Consider the following 18,628-nt stretch of genomic DNA (forward strand, 5'->3'; position numbering starts at 1 on the left):
TTACTACAGCTTCACCCGTTGGCCGTGGCACCACTGTGGATAACAACGCGGTCACGGAGGCATGCCATCGACAGCCCAAAACCCCGTGTGAGCGAAATGGATTGCCTTGCTAAGCATCCGCGCGGTGGCCTGCAGGCCGCGCCGCAGGTCCGGCCTTCCCGCGGTCGCCCTCAACACGCAGCTCAGCCCATCATTTTCCAAGCCCCCCCGGAAGCGCTATGATCGCCTTCGCGCAAAATGTTTGTGACTCACCTCACTACCGCGAGGTGAGGAGCGGGTGAAAGGCGATTAATGGCCACGCATTCGTTCGGTCCGGGATCACCGGCCCCCTCGAAGTCGTACTCCGGCTCGCCCGCGTGGAATCACAGTTACAGCGTCGCCGCATTGCGCGCCGGGCTGATCGCACTGGCGCTGCTGGCGGTTCTCGCCCTCATCGTTCTGTCTTGAACCCGCGCTGAGCGGGTATCCGCCTTCGGAGCTCATAGCGGTCTTTCTTGCGGTCCGCGCAGTCATGGAGCAGGGTTGTCTACGGCTGGCCGCCGCGTGGTGGGCCCGCGAATGAGCGTAAGAAGACAACCGAAGAAAGGAACGCCGTGGCTGAATACACCCTGCCCGATCTGGACTGGGACTACGCAGCGTTGGAACCGCACATCTCGGGTCAGATCAACGAGATCCATCACAGTAAGCACCACGCCACGTACGTCAAAGGCGTGAACGACGCCGTTGCCAAACTGGAAGAGGCACGCGCCAATGACGACCACGCCGCGATCTTCCTGAACGAAAAGAACCTGGCGTTCCACCTCGGCGGCCACGTGAACCACTCGATCTGGTGGAAGAACCTGTCGCCGGACGGCGGCGACAAGCCGACCGGGGAGCTGGCCGCCGCGATCGATGACGCCTTCGGGTCGTTCGACAAATTCCGCGCCCAGTTCAGCGCGGCCGCCAATGGCCTCCAGGGTTCGGGCTGGGCAGTGCTGGGATACGACACGCTCGGCAGCAGGCTGCTCACCTTCCAGCTCTACGACCAGCAGGCCAACGTCCCCCTCGGCATCATTCCCCTGCTGCAGGTCGACATGTGGGAGCACGCCTTCTACCTGCAGTACAAGAACGTCAAGGCGGACTACGTCAAGGCATTCTGGAACGTCGTCAACTGGGCCGACGTGCAGAAGCGCTACGAAGCCGCGACGTCGAAAACCGGCGGGTTGATCTTCGGCTGAGTCCATCTCGATCGCAGGGGCGTCGCGCGGTTTGCGCGGCGCCCCTGCCGTTTGTCCGGCCGCGAACCGGGCATTCCGAAAACATGTGCGCCACTGGCCGTGTCGGGTTGCACGGCGCCGGACCCGCGGGCATGCTGAATTACTCGAGCTACCAGTGTGGTTGATCGGACGGAGGCGTCGCGCGGAGGTCGAAAATGGAGACTGGGTCTGACCGCCCGATAGGGGTTTCCCCTTTCCATGCTCGTGGTGCCCTGAAAGGGTTCGTGATCTCCGGGCGTTGGCCCGATTCGACCAAAGAGTGGGCCCAGTTGCTCATGGTCGCGGTCAGGGTCGCGTCATTACCCGGATTGCTTTCCACCACAACGGTTTTCGGGGCCCGCGAGGAGTTGCCCGAGGAACCCGAGCCGGGCACCGTCGGCCTGGTGCTCGCCGAGGGCACGGTCTTCGGTGATTCGCCGATTCAGCCAGGCTATTTCGCCGACCATCAGCCCCCCGCGCTCCTGATGTTGCACCCGCCCTCGGAGACCACCCCGTCGCTGCCGGAGTGCAGCGGGGCGGCCTCGGGATGCGTCCTGCTCCCCGGGTTGCCATACCTGGGACTCGAGCATCGGGCCGCCTGGGTGGAAGCGGAAGCCGACGGCACCATCACCTCCATGGTGAGCCGCGTCGGCGTCGACCCCATCAGTCATCCTGATACCGCAATTCTGGCGATGCTGCTTGCGGCATGAGCAATTGGCCCGGCGCTCGAATCGGAAAAGCGGACTAGCGAACTCGATCGCGTTACTTCTCCAGCCGGCCATCGTTCAAGTACCGGCGGACAGCGCACCCCCGTCCACTCCCGGGCTCCACGCCGGCGGCTCGCCCCAACGGTGCGCGGCAGGCCTGGCCGAGGACGGGTTTGCCGACGGCCAACGGACCATTTTTCGTATTTCGGATAGGTCCACGAGCGGCGTTTTCCGGCCTCGGAGCACATCCGGCAGCAAATAAGGCGTTAAGCGAACATAAATTGCTGCCCGGTTGCAGTGCGACCGCCCAGCACGTTCCCATCCTACCCCTCGCCGCACCCGGGGAGGTCACCCCGCCACCTAGGCCCCGGAGCCGAATTCTGCGGATAACCTGTGAGTTTCGCTGATTTAGTGGACACCCCAGCGAATCAGTTAGACGCTCGTCAAGTGTGGCATCGGCACGCCCCAGCTACGCCTGGACCCCAACCGCGGGGGTTTGCACCTAGTTAGGGGAACCAACCCTCGCTACCATGATCAGCAAATACACCTAGGTAATAGTTCACTTCTACAGCCAAGTGGAGGTCATATCCAATGAGCACGACGTTCGCTGCTCGCCTGAACCGCCTGTTCGACACGGTGTATCCCCCGGGACGGGGGCCGCACACCTCCGCGGAAGTGATCGCGGCGCTCAAGGCGGAGGGCATCACGATGTCGGCTCCCTACCTGTCGCAGTTGCGTTCGGGGAACCGCACCAACCCGTCGTCGGCGACAATGGCCGCATTGGCCAACTTCTTCCGCATCAAGCCGGCCTACTTCACCGACGACGAGTACTACGAGAAGCTCGATCAGGAGTTGTCGTTCCTGGCGACCATGCGCGACGACGGCGTGCGTCGCATTGCCGTGCGCGCCTCCGAGTTGTCCCCCGAGGCCCAACACGAGGTCATGCAGCGGGTCAACGAGCTGCGCCGCGCGGAGCACCTGGACGTCTAGCGGACGCCCGGGCTGGCAACCGGTTGGCCGGGGCCGACCTGGAGGGCTTGCGCCCGCCCATTCCGATTAGGGTTGGCTCACGGATCGCGCACGCGCGAAAGCGATAGCCACGAGAAACCGGGGAGGCGGCCGGGAATGGCCCTGTTCCGCAAGCGAAAGAGTCGCGCGACGCGTCGCGCCGAAGCCCGTGCGATCAAGGCCCGCGCGAAGCTGGAGGCCAAGCTCGCCGCCCGAAACGAGACTCGCCGGTACAAGGCCGCCCACCGGGCGGAGGCCAAGGCGCTCAGGGCGCAGATCAAGGCCCAACGGGACAGCGACCGGAACGCCCTGAAGGTGGCCGAGACCCAACTCAAAGCGGCGCGCGAGGGCAAGATCTTCTCGCCGACGCGGATCCGCCGGGCACTCACGGTGTCCCGGCTGGTCGCGCCGATCCTCACTCCGGTCGTCTACCGCGCCGCCGTCTCGGCCCGCGCGCTGATCGACCAGCGCCGCGCGGACCAACTCGGGATACCGCTGGCCCAGATCGGGCAGTTCTCCGGTCACGGCGCGCAGCTGTCCGCCCGGATCGCCGGAGCTGAGAAGTCCCTGCGGACCGTGCAGGAAAAGAAGCCGAAGGACGCCGAGACCAAGCAGTTCGTGTCGGCCATCACCGAGCGGCTGACCGATCTGTCCGCGGCCGTCACCGCCGCCGAGAACATGCCGGCCGCGCGGCGCCGGGCGGCCCACGCCGCGATCTCATCGCAGCTCGACGGCATCGAGGCGGACCTGATGGCCCGGCTCGGGTTGAGCTGACCAACGAATGTGGCTGCCCGGCATCTCGACCCGCGCGCGGCGGACGGCGCGCCTCCCCATCGCCGTGGTGGCTGTTCTCGGTCTCTATCTCGGCTCGGCGGCGCAACTCCCGGCGGCCTGGGCGCACGTCCACGCCAGCAGCGACAGTGCGGTGCGCGGCGCCATGGCGATCGTCACCTTCCAGGTGCCCAACGAATCGAACACGGGCGCGGTAACCACCGGGCTGAGCGTCGCCCTGCCCAACGTGGCCTCGGCGCGCACCGAGAGCATGCCGGGCTGGACGACCAAGCTCGACCGCGACGCGGCATCGGGTGCGGTGCACTCGGTCACGTGGACGGCCGCGCCGGGCGCCGGCATCGGGGTGGACCAATTCGCCCTGTTCCGGATTTCGGTGAAGTTGCCCGACGCAGAGACCGTCAGCTTCCCGGCCACACAGACCTATTCCGACGGCACCGTCGTGAAGTGGGACCAGCCGCCGCAGCCCGGTGGCGGTGAGCCGGAATACCCGGTACCCACGCTGACACTTGCCGCGGGACCGATAGCGTCCCACGGCCATCACCCGCCTTCGATGGCACCGGCCGACCAGGCGGCCGCGCCGCCACCGCCGAGATCCGCGGACAACACCGCCCGGGTGCTGGGCGGTGCCGCCCTGGTGGTGGCCGCGCTGGGTATCTGCCTTGCGCTGATCCGCCGACGGGCATGAGGCGGTTGGCGATCGCCACGTGCGTCGGTGCCCTGTTGGTGATCGCACCGTTGACGGCGCCGGTCGCGTCGGCGCACGCAGCCCGGGTAGCCACCGATCCGGCGGACAACGCGGTTCTCGCGACGGGTCCCGGGCGGGTGAGCGCCACCTTCAACGAACAGCTGCAGACCACGTTCGCGGCCATGACCGTCATCGGGCCCGACGGCAACGTGTGGTCCACCGGCGACCCGACGGTGCGTGGCGCGGTGGTCGGCATCGACCTTCGGCCGCTGGGACCGGCCGGCGTCTACACGGTGAACTACCGGGTCACCTCCGCGGACGGCCACGTGGTCTCCGGATCCTGGTCGTTTCGGCTGAGCGTGCCGGGCACGGGCACGCCGGGACCCCCGGCGGGTGGCGGCCCCGCCGGCGGCGATGTCCCGGTCTGGCCGTTCGTCGTGGTGGCGGCGGTGCTTGTCGCCGGGGGCGCCCTGTGGGCGGTGCGGCGCAGACCGTGACCGGCGGCCGAGGCGCCCGCGCTCGTGCTGGCATGATGGGTTCGAAGAACCCGCGTGGGCTAGATAACTACTGAAAGATTGCTCAAGGAGCGGCCGCATGGCAGACCCGCAGGATCCACCCGGCAGCGAACCCGACGGCGCGTCGACCCCGCCGCCGGAAAAGAAGCCTCCGGCCAAGGCCGCGAAGAAGGTAGCGAAAGCACCCGCCAAGAAGGCGCCCGCGAAGAAGGCGCCCGCCAAAAAGGCGCCAGCGAAGAAGGCACCGGCGAAGAAGGCTCCCGCAAAGGCCGTCGAGCCGCCCCTAGAGGTGCGGCAACGAATCGAAACCAACGGCGACCTCGCGGCCGCCGCCAAAGACGTAGCGGCGCAAGCGAAATCCACTGTGGACGCCGCCAATGACCCGGTTTCTCCGAACGCTCCGGCGGCGGCACTGACCCAGTCCCCGCTCCCGTTGATCGTCGCCCTGGCCGTCAGCCTCCTGGCGATCCTGTTGATCCGGCAGCTGCGCCGCCGCTGACCGCCGCCGTAGCCGCTACCGTGTCAGACGTGACCGTGTCATTCCAGCCGACCGCCGACCTGGTGGACGACATCGGACCGGACGTACGCAGCTGCGACGTCCAGTTCCGCCAGTTCGGCGGCCGCGCCCAATTCGCCGGACCCATCAGCACGGTGCGCTGCTTCGAAGACAACGCGTTGCTGAAATCGGTGCTCTCGCAGCCGAGTGCGGGCGGGATACTGGTCATCGACGGCGGCGGCTCCCTGCACGCGGCCCTGGTCGGCGATGTGATCGCCGAGCTGGCCCGCTCCAACGGCTGGGCCGGGATCGTCGTCAATGGCGCGGTGCGCGACGCCGCCGCGCTGCGCGGACTCGACATCGGCATCAAGGCTCTGGGCACCAACCCCCGTAAGAGCACCAAGACCGGCGCCGGCGAGCGCGACGTCGAGGTCACGCTGGGCGGGGTGAGGTTCGTCCCGGGCGAGATCGCCTACTGCGACGACGACGGCATCGTCGTCGTCGAGCCCTAAACCGCTACCGGCGCACGGTGTTTCGCGAAGCGCAGGCCCTCATCGGCAACCTTGCCGCGCCGGATCGTGCGCATGTCGAACAAGTAGTTCTGCTTGAGCCGCCACGGTGCGCGCGACCCAGACTTGGGCAGCATGTCCATCGCCCGCTGGAAATAGCCGGGGCTGAAGTCCATGAAAGGCAGCTCGTCGACGTCAGGGCCGGGATGCTGCGGCTCCACGAAGTCAAAACCGTTGTCGTCCATGTAGTTCAGCAACCGGCAGACGAATTCGGAGACCAGGTCGGCCTTCAGCGTCCATGACGCGTTGGTGTAGCCGAAGGTGATTGCGAAGTTCGGGACCCCGGAGAACATCAGGCCCTTGTAGGTCATCAACGACGTCAGCTCGATCGGCTGACCGTTCCGGGTGGGCCGCACCCCACCGAGCAACTGCATGTTCAAACCCGTTGCGGTGACGATGATGTCGGCTTTCAGCTCCTCACCCGAGGTGAGCCTGATTCCGGTCTTGGTGAACCGGTCGATGGTGTCGGTGACGACGTCCGCCTTGCCGTGCCGGATGGTCCGGAAGAAATCGCCGTCGGGCGCCAGGCACAGCCGCTGGTCCCATACGTTGTACCGGGGCCCGAAGTGCTTCTCGACGTCGTAGCCCTGCGGCAGGCGGCGCTTGGCCATCGTCATCAACGTCTTGCGCATGTAGGCCGGACGCTTCCGGGACAGCTGGTACTGGAAGGTGCTGAACGCGATGGCTTTCCAACGATTGGCGATGTGCGCCAAGCGGTCCGGTAACCACTGGTTGAACCGCACGGCGAAGGGGTCGACCCCGGGCAGCGAGCCGATATAAGTGGGCGAGCGCTGCAGCATCGTGACGTGGCCGGAGCCCGAGTTCACCAGGGCCGGGATCAGCGTGATCGCGGTGGCGCCCGACCCGATCACGACGATCTTCTTGCCCGTGTATTCGAGGTCCTCCGGCCAGTGCTGCGGATGGACGATCCGGCCCTCGAAGTCGCCGGCGCCGGGGAAGGTGGGCGAGTATCCCTCGTCGTAGTTGTAGTAGCCCGTGCAGGCGAAGAGGAAGGAGCAGGTGAGCTCTCGCTTCTGGCCGTCGGACTCGACGGTCAGGGTCCAGCGGTTGTCGGCGTCCGACCAATCGGCGGCGAGGACGCGCTGACGGTAACGGATGTGCCGGTCGATCTTGTTCTCGACCGCCGCCTCCTTGATGTAGGCCTTGATGTCGGGGCCGTCTGCGATCGATTTCGCCGACCGCCACGGCTTGAACCGGAAGCCCAGGGTGAACATGTCCGAGTCCGACCGGATGCCCGGGTACTTGAACAGGTCCCAGGTGCCGCCCAGGTCCTCACGGCGTTCGAGGATCGCGTAGCTCTTGGTCGGGCAGCGCTCCTGCAGGTGCCACGCCGCGCTGATGCCCGAGATGCCGGCGCCCACGATGATCACGTCAAGGTGCTCAGTCATGGGGCCACATTATCAACGGCCTGTCGACGCAGTCAACAGGGTGTTGAAACTTTCGACACGGTGTAAAGTAACGGTCGTGACTAGCGTCGGCCAGACCCGTGCCCTGCGTGGCCGCCGCGCCATGCGTCCCTCGGGTGACGACCGTGAGCAGGCGATCCTCGCGACCGCCGAGCGGCTGCTCGAACAGCGCTCGTTCGCCGACATCTCGGTCGACGACCTGGCCAAGGGCGCAGGATTGTCGCGCCCGACGTTTTACTTCTATTTCAAGTCGAAGGACGCGGTGCTGCTGTCGCTGCTGGAGCCGGTGATCGCGCGCGCCGACTCCGAGTTCGACGGCGCGGTGCAGCGGCTGCCCGCGGATCCCCGCCGGGTCTGGCGAAACGGCATCAAGGCTTTCTTCACCGCGTTCAGCACCCACCGCCGGCTGGCGCGCGCCGCCACCGAAGCGCTGGCGACCAGCTCCGAACTGCGCGTCGTGTGGTTGGGCTTCATGCAGAAGTGGATCGACCAGACGGCCGCGATAATCACCGCCGAACGCACCCGCGGGGCCGCGCCGGAGACGATCCCGGCGGTTGACCTGGCGACCTCGCTGAACCAGATGAATGAGCGGACGATGATGGCCGCCCTGTCCGCGGAGACGCCGGCGGTGGATGAGGACCGGGTCGTCGACACCCTTACCCATATCTGGGTCACCAGCATCTACGGCGAATCCGGCTAGTGGCGATCGCAAGCGCGGCGTAGCCGGGCGAAGCGGGTCGCCACCACCGGCTAAGTGGCGATCGCAAGCGCGGCGTAGCCGGGCGAAGCGGGTCGCCACCATCGGTTGTCGTCACCGGCGCGTGCGAACATATGTTCGTGCGGTGCGATGCGTCCATCCTGCACGCGGACCTGGATTCGTTCTACGCGTCCGTCGAACAGCGCGACGACCCGACGTTGCGCGGCCGCCCGGTGATCGTCGGCGGCGGGGTCGTGCTCGCGGCCAGCTACGAGGCCAAGGCCTACGGCGTGCGGACCGCGATGGGCGGGGCGCAAGCGCGCCGGCTGTGCCCGCACGCGGTGGTGGTGCCGCCCCGGATGAGCGCCTACAGCCGCGCCAGTGACGCCGTGTTCGAAGTGTTTCGCGACTGCACGCCGATCGTGGAGCCGCTCTCGGTGGACGAGGCGTTTTTGGATGTCGGCGGGCTGCGCCGGGTTTCCGGGACGCCGGTTCAGATCGCCGGCCGGCTGCGGGCCGACGTGCGCGACCGGGTTGGTCTGCCCATCACCGTGGGCATCGCGCGCACGAAGTTTCTCGCCAAGGTCGCCAGCCAGGAGGCCAAACCGGACGGGCTTCTGCTGGTACAGCCCGACCAGGAGCTGACCTTCCTCCACCCGCTGCCGGTGCGGCGGCTGTGGGGCGTGGGCGCCAAGACGGCCGACAAACTCCACGCCCACGGACTCCTGACCGTCGCCGACGTCGCCGAGCTGAGCGAGTCGACGCTGGCGTCGCTGCTGGGCGGCGCCATGGGCCGCCAGCTGTTCGCGCTGTCCCACAGCGTCGACCGCCGCCGGGTGACCACCGGTGTGCGTCGTCGGTCGGTGGGCGCGCAACGGGCGCTGGGCCGCGCCGGCAACACCATGTCGGCCGCCGAGATCGATGCGGTGGTGGTCAACCTGATCGATCGGATTACCGGCCGGATGCGCGCCGCCGGACGCACCGGGCGCACGGTGGTTCTCCGCCTGCGGTTCGACGACTTCGGGCGGGCGACGCGGTCGCGGACGCTGCCCTGGGCGACGTCGTCGACGCAGCCGATCCTGGGCGCGGCGCGGCAGCTGGTTGCGTCGGCCGCACCCCTGATCTCGCAGCGCGGGCTGACGCTGGTTGGTTTCGCGGTGTCGGGGATCGACCGCAGCGGCGCCCAGCAATTGGTGTTGCCGCTTGACGGGGAATCGCTTGCGGTGGACGCCGCGGTCGACCAGGTTCGTCAGCGCTTCGGCAGATCCGCCCTCACGCGCGGGGTGTTGGTCGGCCGTGAACTGGGTATCGAGATGCCGCACCTTCCCGACTGACCGATTCGCCGGTGTCGGCTAATTCTTCTCTGCCCCAGACGTTTTCGCGGAGACGGTGCAGGCCTGAGGCGTCTCAGTTCGAGCCCGTCCACTCCAGCAGCTTGTCGGCCGGCCAGGTGTTGACGATCCGGTCGGCGGGCACACCCACGTCCACGGCGCGCTGCGCGCCATAGCCGAGGAAGTCCAGCTGGCCTGGCGCGTGTGCATCGGTGTCGATGCTGAAGACGCAGCCGATCTCGAGCGCCAGCTGGAGCAGCCGGGTCGGCGGGTCGCGGCGTTCGGGTCGCGAGTTGATCTCCACCGCGGTGCCATGCTCGCGGCAGGCGGCGAAAACCGCTTCGGCGTCGAACTTGGATTGGGGTCGGATGCCCCGATTGCCCGATACCAGCCGGCCGGTGCAATGGCCCAGCACGTCGGTGTGCGGATTGGAGACGGCGCGCACCATGCGCCGCGTCATCGCCGCGGCATCCATCGACAGCTTCGAATGCACGCTGGCCACCACGACATCGAGCCGCTCGAGCAGCTCGGGCTCCTGGTCGAGGCTGCCGTCCTCGAGGATGTCGACCTCGATGCCGGTGAGAATGCGCATCGGCGCGAACTGCTCACGCAGCTTGTCGATGACGCCGAGCTGTGCGCGCAACCGCTCCGGCGACAGCCCGTTGGCGATCGTCAGCCGCGGCGAGTGGTCGGTCAGCGCGCAGTACTCATGCCCGAGCGCGGACGCGGTCGCCATCATCTCGTCGATCGGCGCCGACCCGTCCGACCAGTTCGAATGCAGGTGCAAGTCCCCGCGCAACGCCGCACGGATGTCGCCCCCACCGAGATCCTCGGCGGCGGAACGCAATTCGACGAGTAGGTCGGGTTCGCGACCGGACCAGGCCTGGTCGATGACCTTCGCGGTCTTGGGCCCGATCCCGGGCAGTGACTGCCAGCTGTTGGCCTGGCCGTGCCGCTCCCGCGCCGCGTCGTCGAGACCCTCGATGATGTCGGCGGCGTTGCGGTACGCCATCACGCGCCTGGGGTCCTGACGGCTCCGGTCCTTGTAGTAGGCGATCTGCCGCAAGGCTGTTACCGGGTCCATGACTCCAGTGTGCCTGGCTGCCTTACCAGAACTGCCCGGCGACGAAACCGGCGAGCAGCACGCTGAAGCCCCCGATCTCACCGGCGATCAGCGAGGCCATGAAGAGTCCCGTTCCGGGCGCGGGATCCTCGAATTGGTTGACGGTGTCGCGTCGCACCCCGTGGGCGATGTAGCTGAGGATGGCGCCGATGAAAAAGAAGACGACCACGCCGGCCGCGGCCAGGTTGACCCACGTCGGCCAGGCGCTGAGCTCGACGAAGACGGCCAGCAGCAGCGTCGCGAAAGAGTAGAGCAACGCGGCCCGGTGCGCGATGTCGACGTAGGGATGGGCGCGATGGTCGGCGGCGGCCATGATCTGCCGGTACTTCCACACCCCGAGCGCCAGGGCGAGCAGGAAGATCAGCCCGGCCCCCAGCAGGGTGGCCTTGGTGTCGAGTCCGAGGGAGTAGCTCATCGCGCGGTTGAGTTTAGTTGCCCTTCATAAAGGTCGGCTAACGTCGATTTCATGCGATTCGCCTTCAAGACCTCCCCCCAAAACACCACCTGGGCAGCCATGCTGGCCGTCTGGCAGGCCGCCGACGATATCGACGTCTTCGATTCCGGGTGGACCTTCGACCACTTCTACCCGATCTTCTCCGACGCCGGCGGGCCCTGCCTCGAGGGTTGGACGACGCTGACCGCGCTGGCGCAGGCGACCAAGCGGCTGCGGCTGGGCACCCTGGTCACCGGGATCCATTACCGCCACCCCGCCGTGCTGGCCAACATGGCCGCGGCGCTCGACATCATCTCGAATGGACGACTCGAGTTGGGGATCGGCGCCGGCTGGAACGAGGAGGAGTCGGGCGCCTACGGCATCGAGCTGGGCAGCATCCGGGAACGCTTCGATCGGTTCGAGGAGGCGTGTGAGGTGCTGATCAGCCTGCTCAGCCAGGAGACCACCGACTTCGACGGGAAGTACTACCAGCTCAAGGGCGCCCGCAACGAACCCAAGGGCGTGCAGCGTCCCCATCCCCCGATCTGCATCGGTGGCAGCGGGGAGAAACGAACGCTGCCGATCACCGCGCGCTACGCGCAGCACTGGAATTTCGTGGGCGGTCCGCCCGAGCTGTTCGCCCGCAAGCGCGACGTGCTTGCCGCGGAGTGCGAGAAGATCGGGCGCGGCCCGAAGGAGATCACGCTGTCCGCCCATCTGCGGTTGGACGAGGAGCGCAACTACCAGAAGGTCGTCGAAGAGGCCGCCGGGCTTCAGGCCGAAGGACTCGACCTGGGCATCGTGTACATCAACCCGCCGCACGACCCCGCCGTCTTGGAACCGCTCGCCGAGTCCATCCGCGATTCGGGGCTGCTCGGTTGATGCGGCCGGGTTAACCTCTTTGTCGCGACGAGCAAACCCCTCGCGGCGCGCGAAGGGGTTCGGTCGGGCGGTTATGCCCCGAAGATCAGCAAATCGTCGGCGGTTACCAGGCGCTCGTGCTTAGCGGGGAACTCGCGGCTCTTGACCGGGTGACGAAACCAGGACCAGGCGATTCGCCCCATCCGTGATCGAGGTACGGGATTGATGTGCACAGTGATCACTCCTGCGATCGTTCCGTTCAGCCGGGGCCCCGATCCGATGCCCGTGTGACCGAGCCCACAACAGGCAATTAGACACCACCGCCTGGCAAACGGGGGGCGACTCGCCGACAGTTGGTGCTTCTGTTTCTGGTGTGGCTTCTGTGACTACTGGAGTGGGACCGCGGTCGGCTTGACCGGCGCTGGCAGCGCGGTCGCACCCATCAGGTACCGATCGACGGCCGCGGCAGCGGCCCTGCCTTCAGCAATCGCCCAGACGATCAGCGACTGGCCGCGACCCATGTCCCCGGCGACGAACACACCGGGGACCGACGTGTCGAAGTCGGCACCGCGCGCGACGTTGCCGCGGTCGGTGAGCTTGACTTCGAGATCGGTGAGCAGGCCCTCCTTTTCCGGGCCGACGAATCCCATGGCCAGCAGCACCAAGTCGACCTCGAGCTCGAAGTCGGAGCCGTCCACCTTGACGAACTTGCCGTCCTGCATGGTGACCTCGTGCGCTTTGAGCGCCGTCACCCGGCCGTCTGCGCCGATGAACTTTTCGGTGTTCACCGAGAACACCCGCTCGCCGCCCTCTTCGTGCGCCGACGACACCCGGTACATCAGCGGGTAGGTCGGCCACGGGGTCGATTCGGCGCGCGTGTCCGGTGGGCGCGGCATGATCTCGAACTGGTGCACGACGGTCGCGCCCTGCCGGTGCGCGGTACCCAGGCAGTCCGCCCCAGTGTCACCGCCGCCGATGATGACCACCTTCTTGCCTTTGGCGGTGATCGGAGGTTCCCCGTCGGCCCCTAGGACGTCGTCGCCCTCCTGCACGCGGTTCCCCCACGGCAGGTACTCCATCGCCTGGTGGATCCCGTCCAGGTCCCGACCGGGAACGGGCAGGTCTCGCCCGGCGGTGGCGCCGCCGGCCAGGACCACCGCGTCGAAGTCGGCGCGCAGCTGTTCGGCGGTGATGTCGACTCCGACGTTGACACCGGCGCGGAATTCGGTTCCCTCGGCCCGCATTTGGTCCAGGCGCCGGTCGAGGACACGCTTCTCCATCTTGAATTCCGGAATGCCGTAGCGCAGCAGCCCGCCGATCCGATCCGCCCGCTCGAAAACGGTGACCGTGTGGCCGGCGCGGGTCAGTTGCTGAGCCGCGGCCAAACCTGCCGGACCCGAACCCACCACGGCGACCTTTTTCCCGGTCAGCTTGTCCGGGGGCAGCGGCACCACGAAGCCTTCCTCGAAGGCGTGGTCGATGATCTCCAGCTCGATCTGCTTGATGGTCACCGGATCCTGGTTGATGCCAAGCACACACGCCGGTTCGCACGGGGCCGGACACAGCCGCCCGGTGAAGTCCGGGAAGTTGTTGGTGGCATGCAGCCGCTCGATCGCGTCGCGCCAGCTGCCCCTGCGCACCAGGTCGTTCCATTCCGGGATCAGGTTGCCCAACGGACACCCGTTGTGACAGAACGGGATACCGCAATCCATGCAACGGGTCGCCTGCTCACGCAGCGTGCCTTCGTCGAAGTCCTCGTAGACCTCGTGCCAGTCCTTCAACCGCAGCGGGACAGGCCGGCGCTTCGGCAGTTCCCGGTGCGTGTACTTCAAGAAGCCGCTCGGGTCAGCCATGTGCGGCCGCCATGATCGCCTTGTCCACGTCGACTCCGTCGCGCTCTGCTTCGGCGATCGCTTGCAGCACCTTCTTGTAGTCGCGCGGCATCACCTTGACGAAATGGCGTTGTTGACCGCGCCAGTCCGCCAGGACGCGCTGGCCGACCGCGGAATCGGTGGCGTCCACGTGGGCCTGGATGATGCCGTGCAGGAAGTCGACATCGTCTTCGTCCAGGGTCTCCACATCGACCATCTCGATGTTGAGATTGTCCGGAAGTTCCTCGTCCGGGTCGTACACGTAAGCCACACCGCCTGACATTCCCGCCGCGAAGTTGCGGCCGGTCCGGCCGAGAATCACAACCCGACCACCCGTCATGTATTCGCATCCATGGTCACCGACGCCCTCGACGACGGCGTGGGCCCCGGAGTTGCGGACCGCGAACCGCTCGCCGACCACCCCGCGTAGGAAGGCTTCCCCGCTGGTCGCGCCGAACAGGATCACGTTGCCGCCGATGATGTTGTCCTCGGCCACGTAGTCCTGCGGGGCGTTGTCCGACGGACGCACCACAATCCGGCCACCGGACAGCCCCTTGCCGACGTAGTCGTTGGCGTCGCCGTAGACCCGCAACGTTATTCCCTTGGGCACGAAGGCGCCGAAGCTGTTACCCGCGGATCCGTCGAAGGTGATGTCGATGGTTCCATCCGGAAGCCCTTGGCCGCCATACGCTTTCGTCACCTCGTGGCCGAGCATAGTGCCCACCGTGCGGTTGACGTTGCTGATGGTGGTGGAAAAGCGCACCGGCTTGCCGGAATCGAGCGCCTCCCGGCTCATCACGATCAGCTGCTGATCGAGCGCCTTGTCCAGGCCGTGGTCCTGCCGGGAACTGCAGTACAGGTCCTGGTTCATGAACGCCGACTCGGGCTCGTGCAGCACCGGCGCGAGATCCAGCTTGTGCGCCTTCCAGTGCGCGCGGGCCAGCGTGGTGTCCAGCGCCCCCACCTGGCCGACGGCCTCGTTGAGGGTGCGGAAACCCAACTGCGCCATGTACTCGCGGACCTCTTCGGCGATGAACATGAAGAAGTTCTCGACGAACTCGGGCTTACCGGTGAACCGCTCGCGCAGCACCGGGTTCTGGGTGGCCACGCCGACCGGGCAGGTGTCCAGGTGACACACCCGCATCATGATGCAGCCGGCCACCACCAGCGGCGCGGTGGCGAAGCCGAATTCCTCGGCGCCGAGCAGCGCGGCGATCATCACGTCGCGGCCCGTCTTGAGCTGACCGTCCACCTGGACCACGATCCGGTCACGCAACCCGTTGAGCAGCAGGGTTTGTTGTGTCTCGGCCAGGCCCAACTCCCAGGGCGCGCCCGCGTGTTTCATCGACGTCAGCGGGGTGGCGCCGGTGCCGCCGTCGTGGCCGGAGATCAACACCACGTCGGCGTGCGCCTTGGAGACGCCGGCGGCGACCGTCCCAACCCCGTTCTCGGAGACGAGCTTGACGTGCACCCGTGCGGACGGGTTGGCGTTCTTCAGGTCGTGGATCAGCTGTGCGAGATCCTCGATGGAGTAGATGTCGTGGTGCGGCGGTGGGGAGATCAGGCCGACGCCGGGTGTGGAATGCCGGACCTCGGCGACCCACGGATACACCTTGTGTCCCGGGAGCTGGCCGCCCTCGCCGGGTTTCGCGCCCTGCGCCATCTTGATCTGAATGTCGGTGCAGTTCGTCAGGTAGTGCGACGTGACGCCGAAACGCGCGGAAGCGACCTGTTTGATGGCGCTGCGGCGCCAATCCCCATTGGGGTCGCGGTCGAAGCGCTTGACGTCCTCGCCGCCTTCCCCACTGTTGGAGCGCCCGCCGAGACGGTTCATCGCGATGGCGAGCGTCTCGTGCGCCTCGGCCGAGATCGAGCCGTAGCTCATCGCCCCGGTGGAGAAGCGCTTGACGATCTCGCTGGCGGGTTCGACCTCTTCCAGCGGGACCGGGGGACGCACACCGCCGCGGAACTTGAGTAGGCCGCGCAGTGAGGCCATCCGCTCGCTCTGGTCGTCGATCAGGCGGGTGTAGTCCTTGAAAATCTTGTACTGGCCGGTGCGAGTCGAGTGCTGCAGCTTGAACACGGTCTCCGGGTTGAACAGGTGATACTCACCTTCCCGGCGCCACTGGTACTCGCCGCCGACTTCGAGTTCGCGGTGCGCGCGCTCGTCGCGGCGATCCAAATAGGCCAGCCGGTGCCGAGTTGCGACGTCGGCGGCGATGTCCTCCAGGGTGATGCCACCGATCGGGCAGCTCAGCCCGGTGAAGTACTCGTCGAGCACATCCTCGGAGATGCCGACCGCCTGGAACAGCTGCGCGCCGGTGTAGGAGGCCAGCGTCGAAATGCCCATCTTGGACATCACTTTCAGCACGCCCTTGCCGGCGGCCTTGACGTAGTTGTTCAGCGCCTTCTCGCGGTCCTGCCGGTCCGAGAAGCCGTCGATCGCGCCGCGGTCGAGCATGTCCTCGATCGACTCGAACGCCAGGTAAGGGTTGATCGCCGCCGCCCCGCACCCGATCAGCATCGCCATGTGGTGCACCTCGCGGGCGTCACCGGTCTCGACGACCAGACCCACATGGGTGCGCGTCCGGTCGCGCACCAGGTGGTGGTGGACTCCGGAAACGGCGAGCAACGACGGGATCGGCGCCATCTGCTCGTCGGACTCGCGGTCCGAGAGAATGATGACCCGCGCGCCGTCCTCGATCGCGGCCGATGCCCGCGCGCGCACCTCATCGAGCGCCGCCGCCAACCCGGCGCCACCCTCGGCGACCGGGTACAGGCAACGAATCACCTTGGACCGCATGCCATGCGGGCGCCCGTTGACCTCGTCCTCGGGATTGAGGTTGACCAACTTGGCCAGCTCGTGGTTGCGCAGAATCGGCTGCTGCAACGCGATCTGGTGACAGGAGTGTTCGGTCGGCGTGAGCAGGTCGCGCTCGCCGCCGGTGGTGCCCTGCAGGCTGGTCACCACCTCTTCGCGGATGGCGTCCAGCGGCGGGTTGGTCACCTGCGCGAACAGCTGCTGGAAGTAGTCGTAGAGCATCCGGGGCCGCTGCGAGAGCACCGCGACCGGGGTGTCGGTGCCCATCGAGCCAATCGGCTCGGCGCCCGTGCGCACCATGGGCGACACCAAGAGGTTGAGCTCTTCATAGGTGTAGCCGAATGTCAACTGCCGCTTGACGAGTCGTTCATGCGGCATCCGCACGTAGTCGCCCTGTGGCAGCTTGTCGAGCGGGACCAGGTTCCGGTCCAGCCATTCCTGGTACGGGTGCTCGGCGGCGAGTTCGGCCTTGATCTCCTCGTCGGCGACGATTCGCCCTTGGGTGGTGTCCACCAGGAACATCCGGCCGGGCTGCAGGCGCATCCGGCGAACCACCTTCGCCGGGTCCAGGTCCAGGACCCCGGCCTCGGAAGCCATCACCACCAAGCCGTCCTCGGTGACCCAGATCCGGGAGGGGCGCAAGCCGTTTCGGTCCAGCACGGCGCCCACGATGGTGCCGTCGGTGAACGTGATCGACGCCGGGCCGTCCCAGGGTTCCATCAACGAGGCGTGGAACTCGTAGAACGCCCGCCGCGCCGGGTCCATCGACTCGTTGCGTTCCCACGCCTCGGGAATCATCATCAGCACCGCGTGGGCCAGGCTGCGGCCACCCAGGTGCAGCAGTTCGAGCGCCTCGTCGAACCGCGCGGTGTCCGAGGCGCCCGGGGTACAGATCGGGAACAGCTTCTCGACGTCGGCTTCCGTGCCGAAGACCTCGGTCTTGATCAACGCCTCGCGGGCACGCATCCAGTTCTCGTTGCCGGTGACGGTGTTGATCTCGCCGTTGTGGGCCACCCGACGGAACGGATGGGCCAGCGGCCACGAGGGAAAGGTGTTGGTGGAGAACCGCGAATGCACGATGCCCAGCGCGCTGGTCATCCGATCGTCTTGCAGGTCAAGGTAAAACGCCTTGAGCTGCGGTGTGGTCAGCATGCCCTTGTAGACCATCGTCTGGCCGGAAAGGCTTGGGAAATAGACGGTTTCGCGACCGGGTCCGTCCTGCCCGGGCCCCTTGGTGCCGAGTTCGTGCTCGGCGCGCTTGCGCACCAGATAGCAGCGGCGCTCCAGCGTCATGTCCGATGCGCCGGCCATGAACACCTGCCGGAACGTGGGCATCGCGTCGCGGGACAGCGCGCCGAGTGACGAGTCGTCGATGGGCACGTTCCGCCAGCCCAGCACCGTCAGGCCCTCGGCTTCGGCGATCTTCTCCACCGCGTCGCAAGCGGCCGCGGCGTCCTTGGACGACTGCGGGAGGAAGGCGATACCGGTGGCATAACTGCCAGCTGGGGGCAGCTCGAAATCCACGACCTCGCGCAGGAAGGCATCCGGGACCTGGATCAGGATGCCGGCACCGTCACCGCTGCGCGGCTCGGCGCCCTGAGCACCGCGGTGTTCGAGGTTGAGCAGCGCGGTGATGGCCTTATCGACAATGTCGCGGCTACGACGGCCGTGCATATCGACGACCATGGCTACCCCGCACGAGTCGTGCTCGAACGCGGGGTTGTATAACCCGACGCGCTTGGGCGTCATATGCACCTGACCCTTCGCCTGAACGTTGAGCTGTCCGTTAACAGCTGCTCCGATGGAGTCGCACCCGGAGGTTGCGGGCTTAAGACCCCTCGGTCTTGTCTCGATAGGCTGTCCCCCAGGTGGAGATGATCCTGTTAGGGATGCGTCCGTGCAGCGCTGAACGGTGGCCTGGAAACCGGTCTCGACAAGTCGTAAAACGATATGACAATACCCGCCTGACATGCCAACTTCGTCAAGTCTAACCGCCAGCTGGCAGCACCGTAAATTTCGCGGCGGCCGTAGTGCGACAACCCGGCGGACGTGCTGTT

17 protein-coding genes are annotated in these 18,628 nt (G+C 66.9%); 12 read left to right on the plus strand and 5 right to left on the minus strand.

Translation table 11 applies throughout. From position 1 onward, the window contains the following. The first annotated feature begins 291 nt into the window (after window positions 1-291). The 9 genes from A5756_RS26265 to rraA all read left to right on the plus strand — a co-directional run bounded on the left by A5756_RS26265 (window position 292) and on the right by rraA (window position 5,950). Window positions 292-447 carry a hypothetical protein gene (locus A5756_RS26265; RefSeq protein WP_167385587.1) on the plus strand — a complete coding sequence of 52 codons (156 nt, stop codon included), beginning with the start codon at window positions 292-294 and terminating at the stop codon, window positions 445-447. 146 nt (window positions 448-593) lie between these two features. After that, window positions 594-1,217 (plus strand): superoxide dismutase, encoded by a 624-nt coding sequence (locus A5756_RS14820; protein WP_066953511.1) that lies wholly within the window; start codon window positions 594-596, stop codon window positions 1,215-1,217. A gap of 194 nt (window positions 1,218-1,411) precedes the next feature. Beyond that, complete coding sequence (locus tag A5756_RS14825; RefSeq protein WP_066953512.1) at window positions 1,412-1,945, plus strand: peptidase; 534 nt, start codon at window positions 1,412-1,414, stop codon at window positions 1,943-1,945. 588 nt (window positions 1,946-2,533) lie between these two features. Further along, window positions 2,534-2,932: a helix-turn-helix transcriptional regulator gene (locus A5756_RS14830; protein ID WP_066953513.1), complete on the plus strand. Its 399-nt coding sequence runs from the start codon at window positions 2,534-2,536 to the stop codon at window positions 2,930-2,932. 135 nt (window positions 2,933-3,067) lie between these two features. Next, complete coding sequence (locus A5756_RS14835; RefSeq protein ID WP_066953514.1) at window positions 3,068-3,724, plus strand: DUF6474 family protein; 657 nt, start codon at window positions 3,068-3,070, stop codon at window positions 3,722-3,724. 7 nt (window positions 3,725-3,731) lie between these two features. Continuing rightward, window positions 3,732-4,427: a YcnI family protein gene (locus tag A5756_RS14840; protein WP_066953515.1), complete on the plus strand. Its 696-nt coding sequence runs from the start codon at window positions 3,732-3,734 to the stop codon at window positions 4,425-4,427. Next, a complete protein-coding gene (locus A5756_RS14845; protein WP_066953517.1) occupies window positions 4,424-4,924 on the plus strand; it encodes a copper resistance CopC family protein in 501 nt (166 codons plus the stop codon). Before A5756_RS14840 ends, A5756_RS14845 begins: the two co-directional genes overlap by 4 nt. A 97-nt stretch (window positions 4,925-5,021) precedes the next feature. Further along, complete coding sequence (locus A5756_RS26640) at window positions 5,022-5,441, plus strand: nucleoid-structuring protein H-NS (RefSeq protein WP_066953518.1); 420 nt, start codon at window positions 5,022-5,024, stop codon at window positions 5,439-5,441. Between the two features lie 29 nt (window positions 5,442-5,470). Further along, entirely contained in the window at window positions 5,471-5,950 is a 480-nt protein-coding gene (rraA, locus tag A5756_RS14855; RefSeq protein ID WP_066953519.1) for a ribonuclease E activity regulator RraA, read from the plus strand. On the opposite strand, the gene A5756_RS14860 is transcribed toward rraA, so the two are convergent. Then, window positions 5,947-7,416, minus strand: coding sequence for an NAD(P)/FAD-dependent oxidoreductase (locus tag A5756_RS14860; RefSeq protein WP_066953520.1), 1,470 nt, complete (start codon window positions 7,414-7,416; stop codon window positions 5,947-5,949). The two genes, rraA and A5756_RS14860, sit on opposite strands and share 4 nt — an antisense overlap. Window positions 7,417-7,492: 76 nt before the next feature. Between A5756_RS14860 and A5756_RS14865 the strand changes: the two genes are divergently transcribed. Together A5756_RS14865 and dinB are read left to right on the plus strand one after the other, a co-directional pair. Next, window positions 7,493-8,134: a TetR/AcrR family transcriptional regulator gene (locus tag A5756_RS14865; protein ID WP_066953522.1), complete on the plus strand. Its 642-nt coding sequence runs from the start codon at window positions 7,493-7,495 to the stop codon at window positions 8,132-8,134. Window positions 8,135-8,265: 131 nt separating this feature from the next. After that, a complete protein-coding gene (dinB, locus tag A5756_RS14870) occupies window positions 8,266-9,465 on the plus strand; it encodes a DNA polymerase IV (RefSeq protein ID WP_066953524.1) in 1,200 nt (399 codons plus the stop codon). A gap of 73 nt (window positions 9,466-9,538) precedes the next feature. On the opposite strand, the gene A5756_RS14875 is transcribed toward dinB, so the two are convergent. Both A5756_RS14875 and A5756_RS14880 read right to left on the minus strand, forming a co-directional pair. Then, window positions 9,539-10,546 carry a PHP domain-containing protein gene (locus A5756_RS14875; protein ID WP_066953526.1) on the minus strand — a complete coding sequence of 336 codons (1,008 nt, stop codon included), beginning with the start codon at window positions 10,544-10,546 and terminating at the stop codon, window positions 9,539-9,541. 22 nt (window positions 10,547-10,568) lie between these two features. Next, window positions 10,569-11,000: a hypothetical protein gene (locus A5756_RS14880; RefSeq protein WP_066953528.1), complete on the minus strand. Its 432-nt coding sequence runs from the start codon at window positions 10,998-11,000 to the stop codon at window positions 10,569-10,571. Window positions 11,001-11,051: 51 nt separating this feature from the next. Here A5756_RS14880 and A5756_RS14885 point away from each other — a divergent pair, with 51 nt between their 5' ends. After that, the gene (locus tag A5756_RS14885) at window positions 11,052-11,900 is read left to right on the plus strand and encodes an LLM class F420-dependent oxidoreductase (protein WP_066953530.1); all 849 of its coding nucleotides are present in this window, start codon (window positions 11,052-11,054) and stop codon (window positions 11,898-11,900) included. 365 nt (window positions 11,901-12,265) lie between these two features. Here the strand turns inward: A5756_RS14885 and A5756_RS14890 are convergent, their stop codons facing one another. Beyond that, a complete protein-coding gene (locus tag A5756_RS14890; protein ID WP_066953532.1) occupies window positions 12,266-13,732 on the minus strand; it encodes a glutamate synthase subunit beta in 1,467 nt (488 codons plus the stop codon). Beyond that, on the minus strand, window positions 13,725-18,320 hold the full coding sequence (gene gltB, locus A5756_RS14895) for a glutamate synthase large subunit (protein ID WP_066953534.1): 4,596 nt from the start codon (window positions 18,318-18,320) through the stop codon (window positions 13,725-13,727). The genes A5756_RS14890 and gltB overlap by 8 nt, the downstream gene beginning before the upstream one ends. Window positions 18,321-18,628 lie beyond the last annotated feature (308 nt).

The sequence above is a fragment of the Mycobacterium sp. 852002-53434_SCH5985345 genome, assembly GCF_001667155.1.
Lineage (GTDB): Bacteria > Actinomycetota > Actinomycetes > Mycobacteriales > Mycobacteriaceae > Mycobacterium.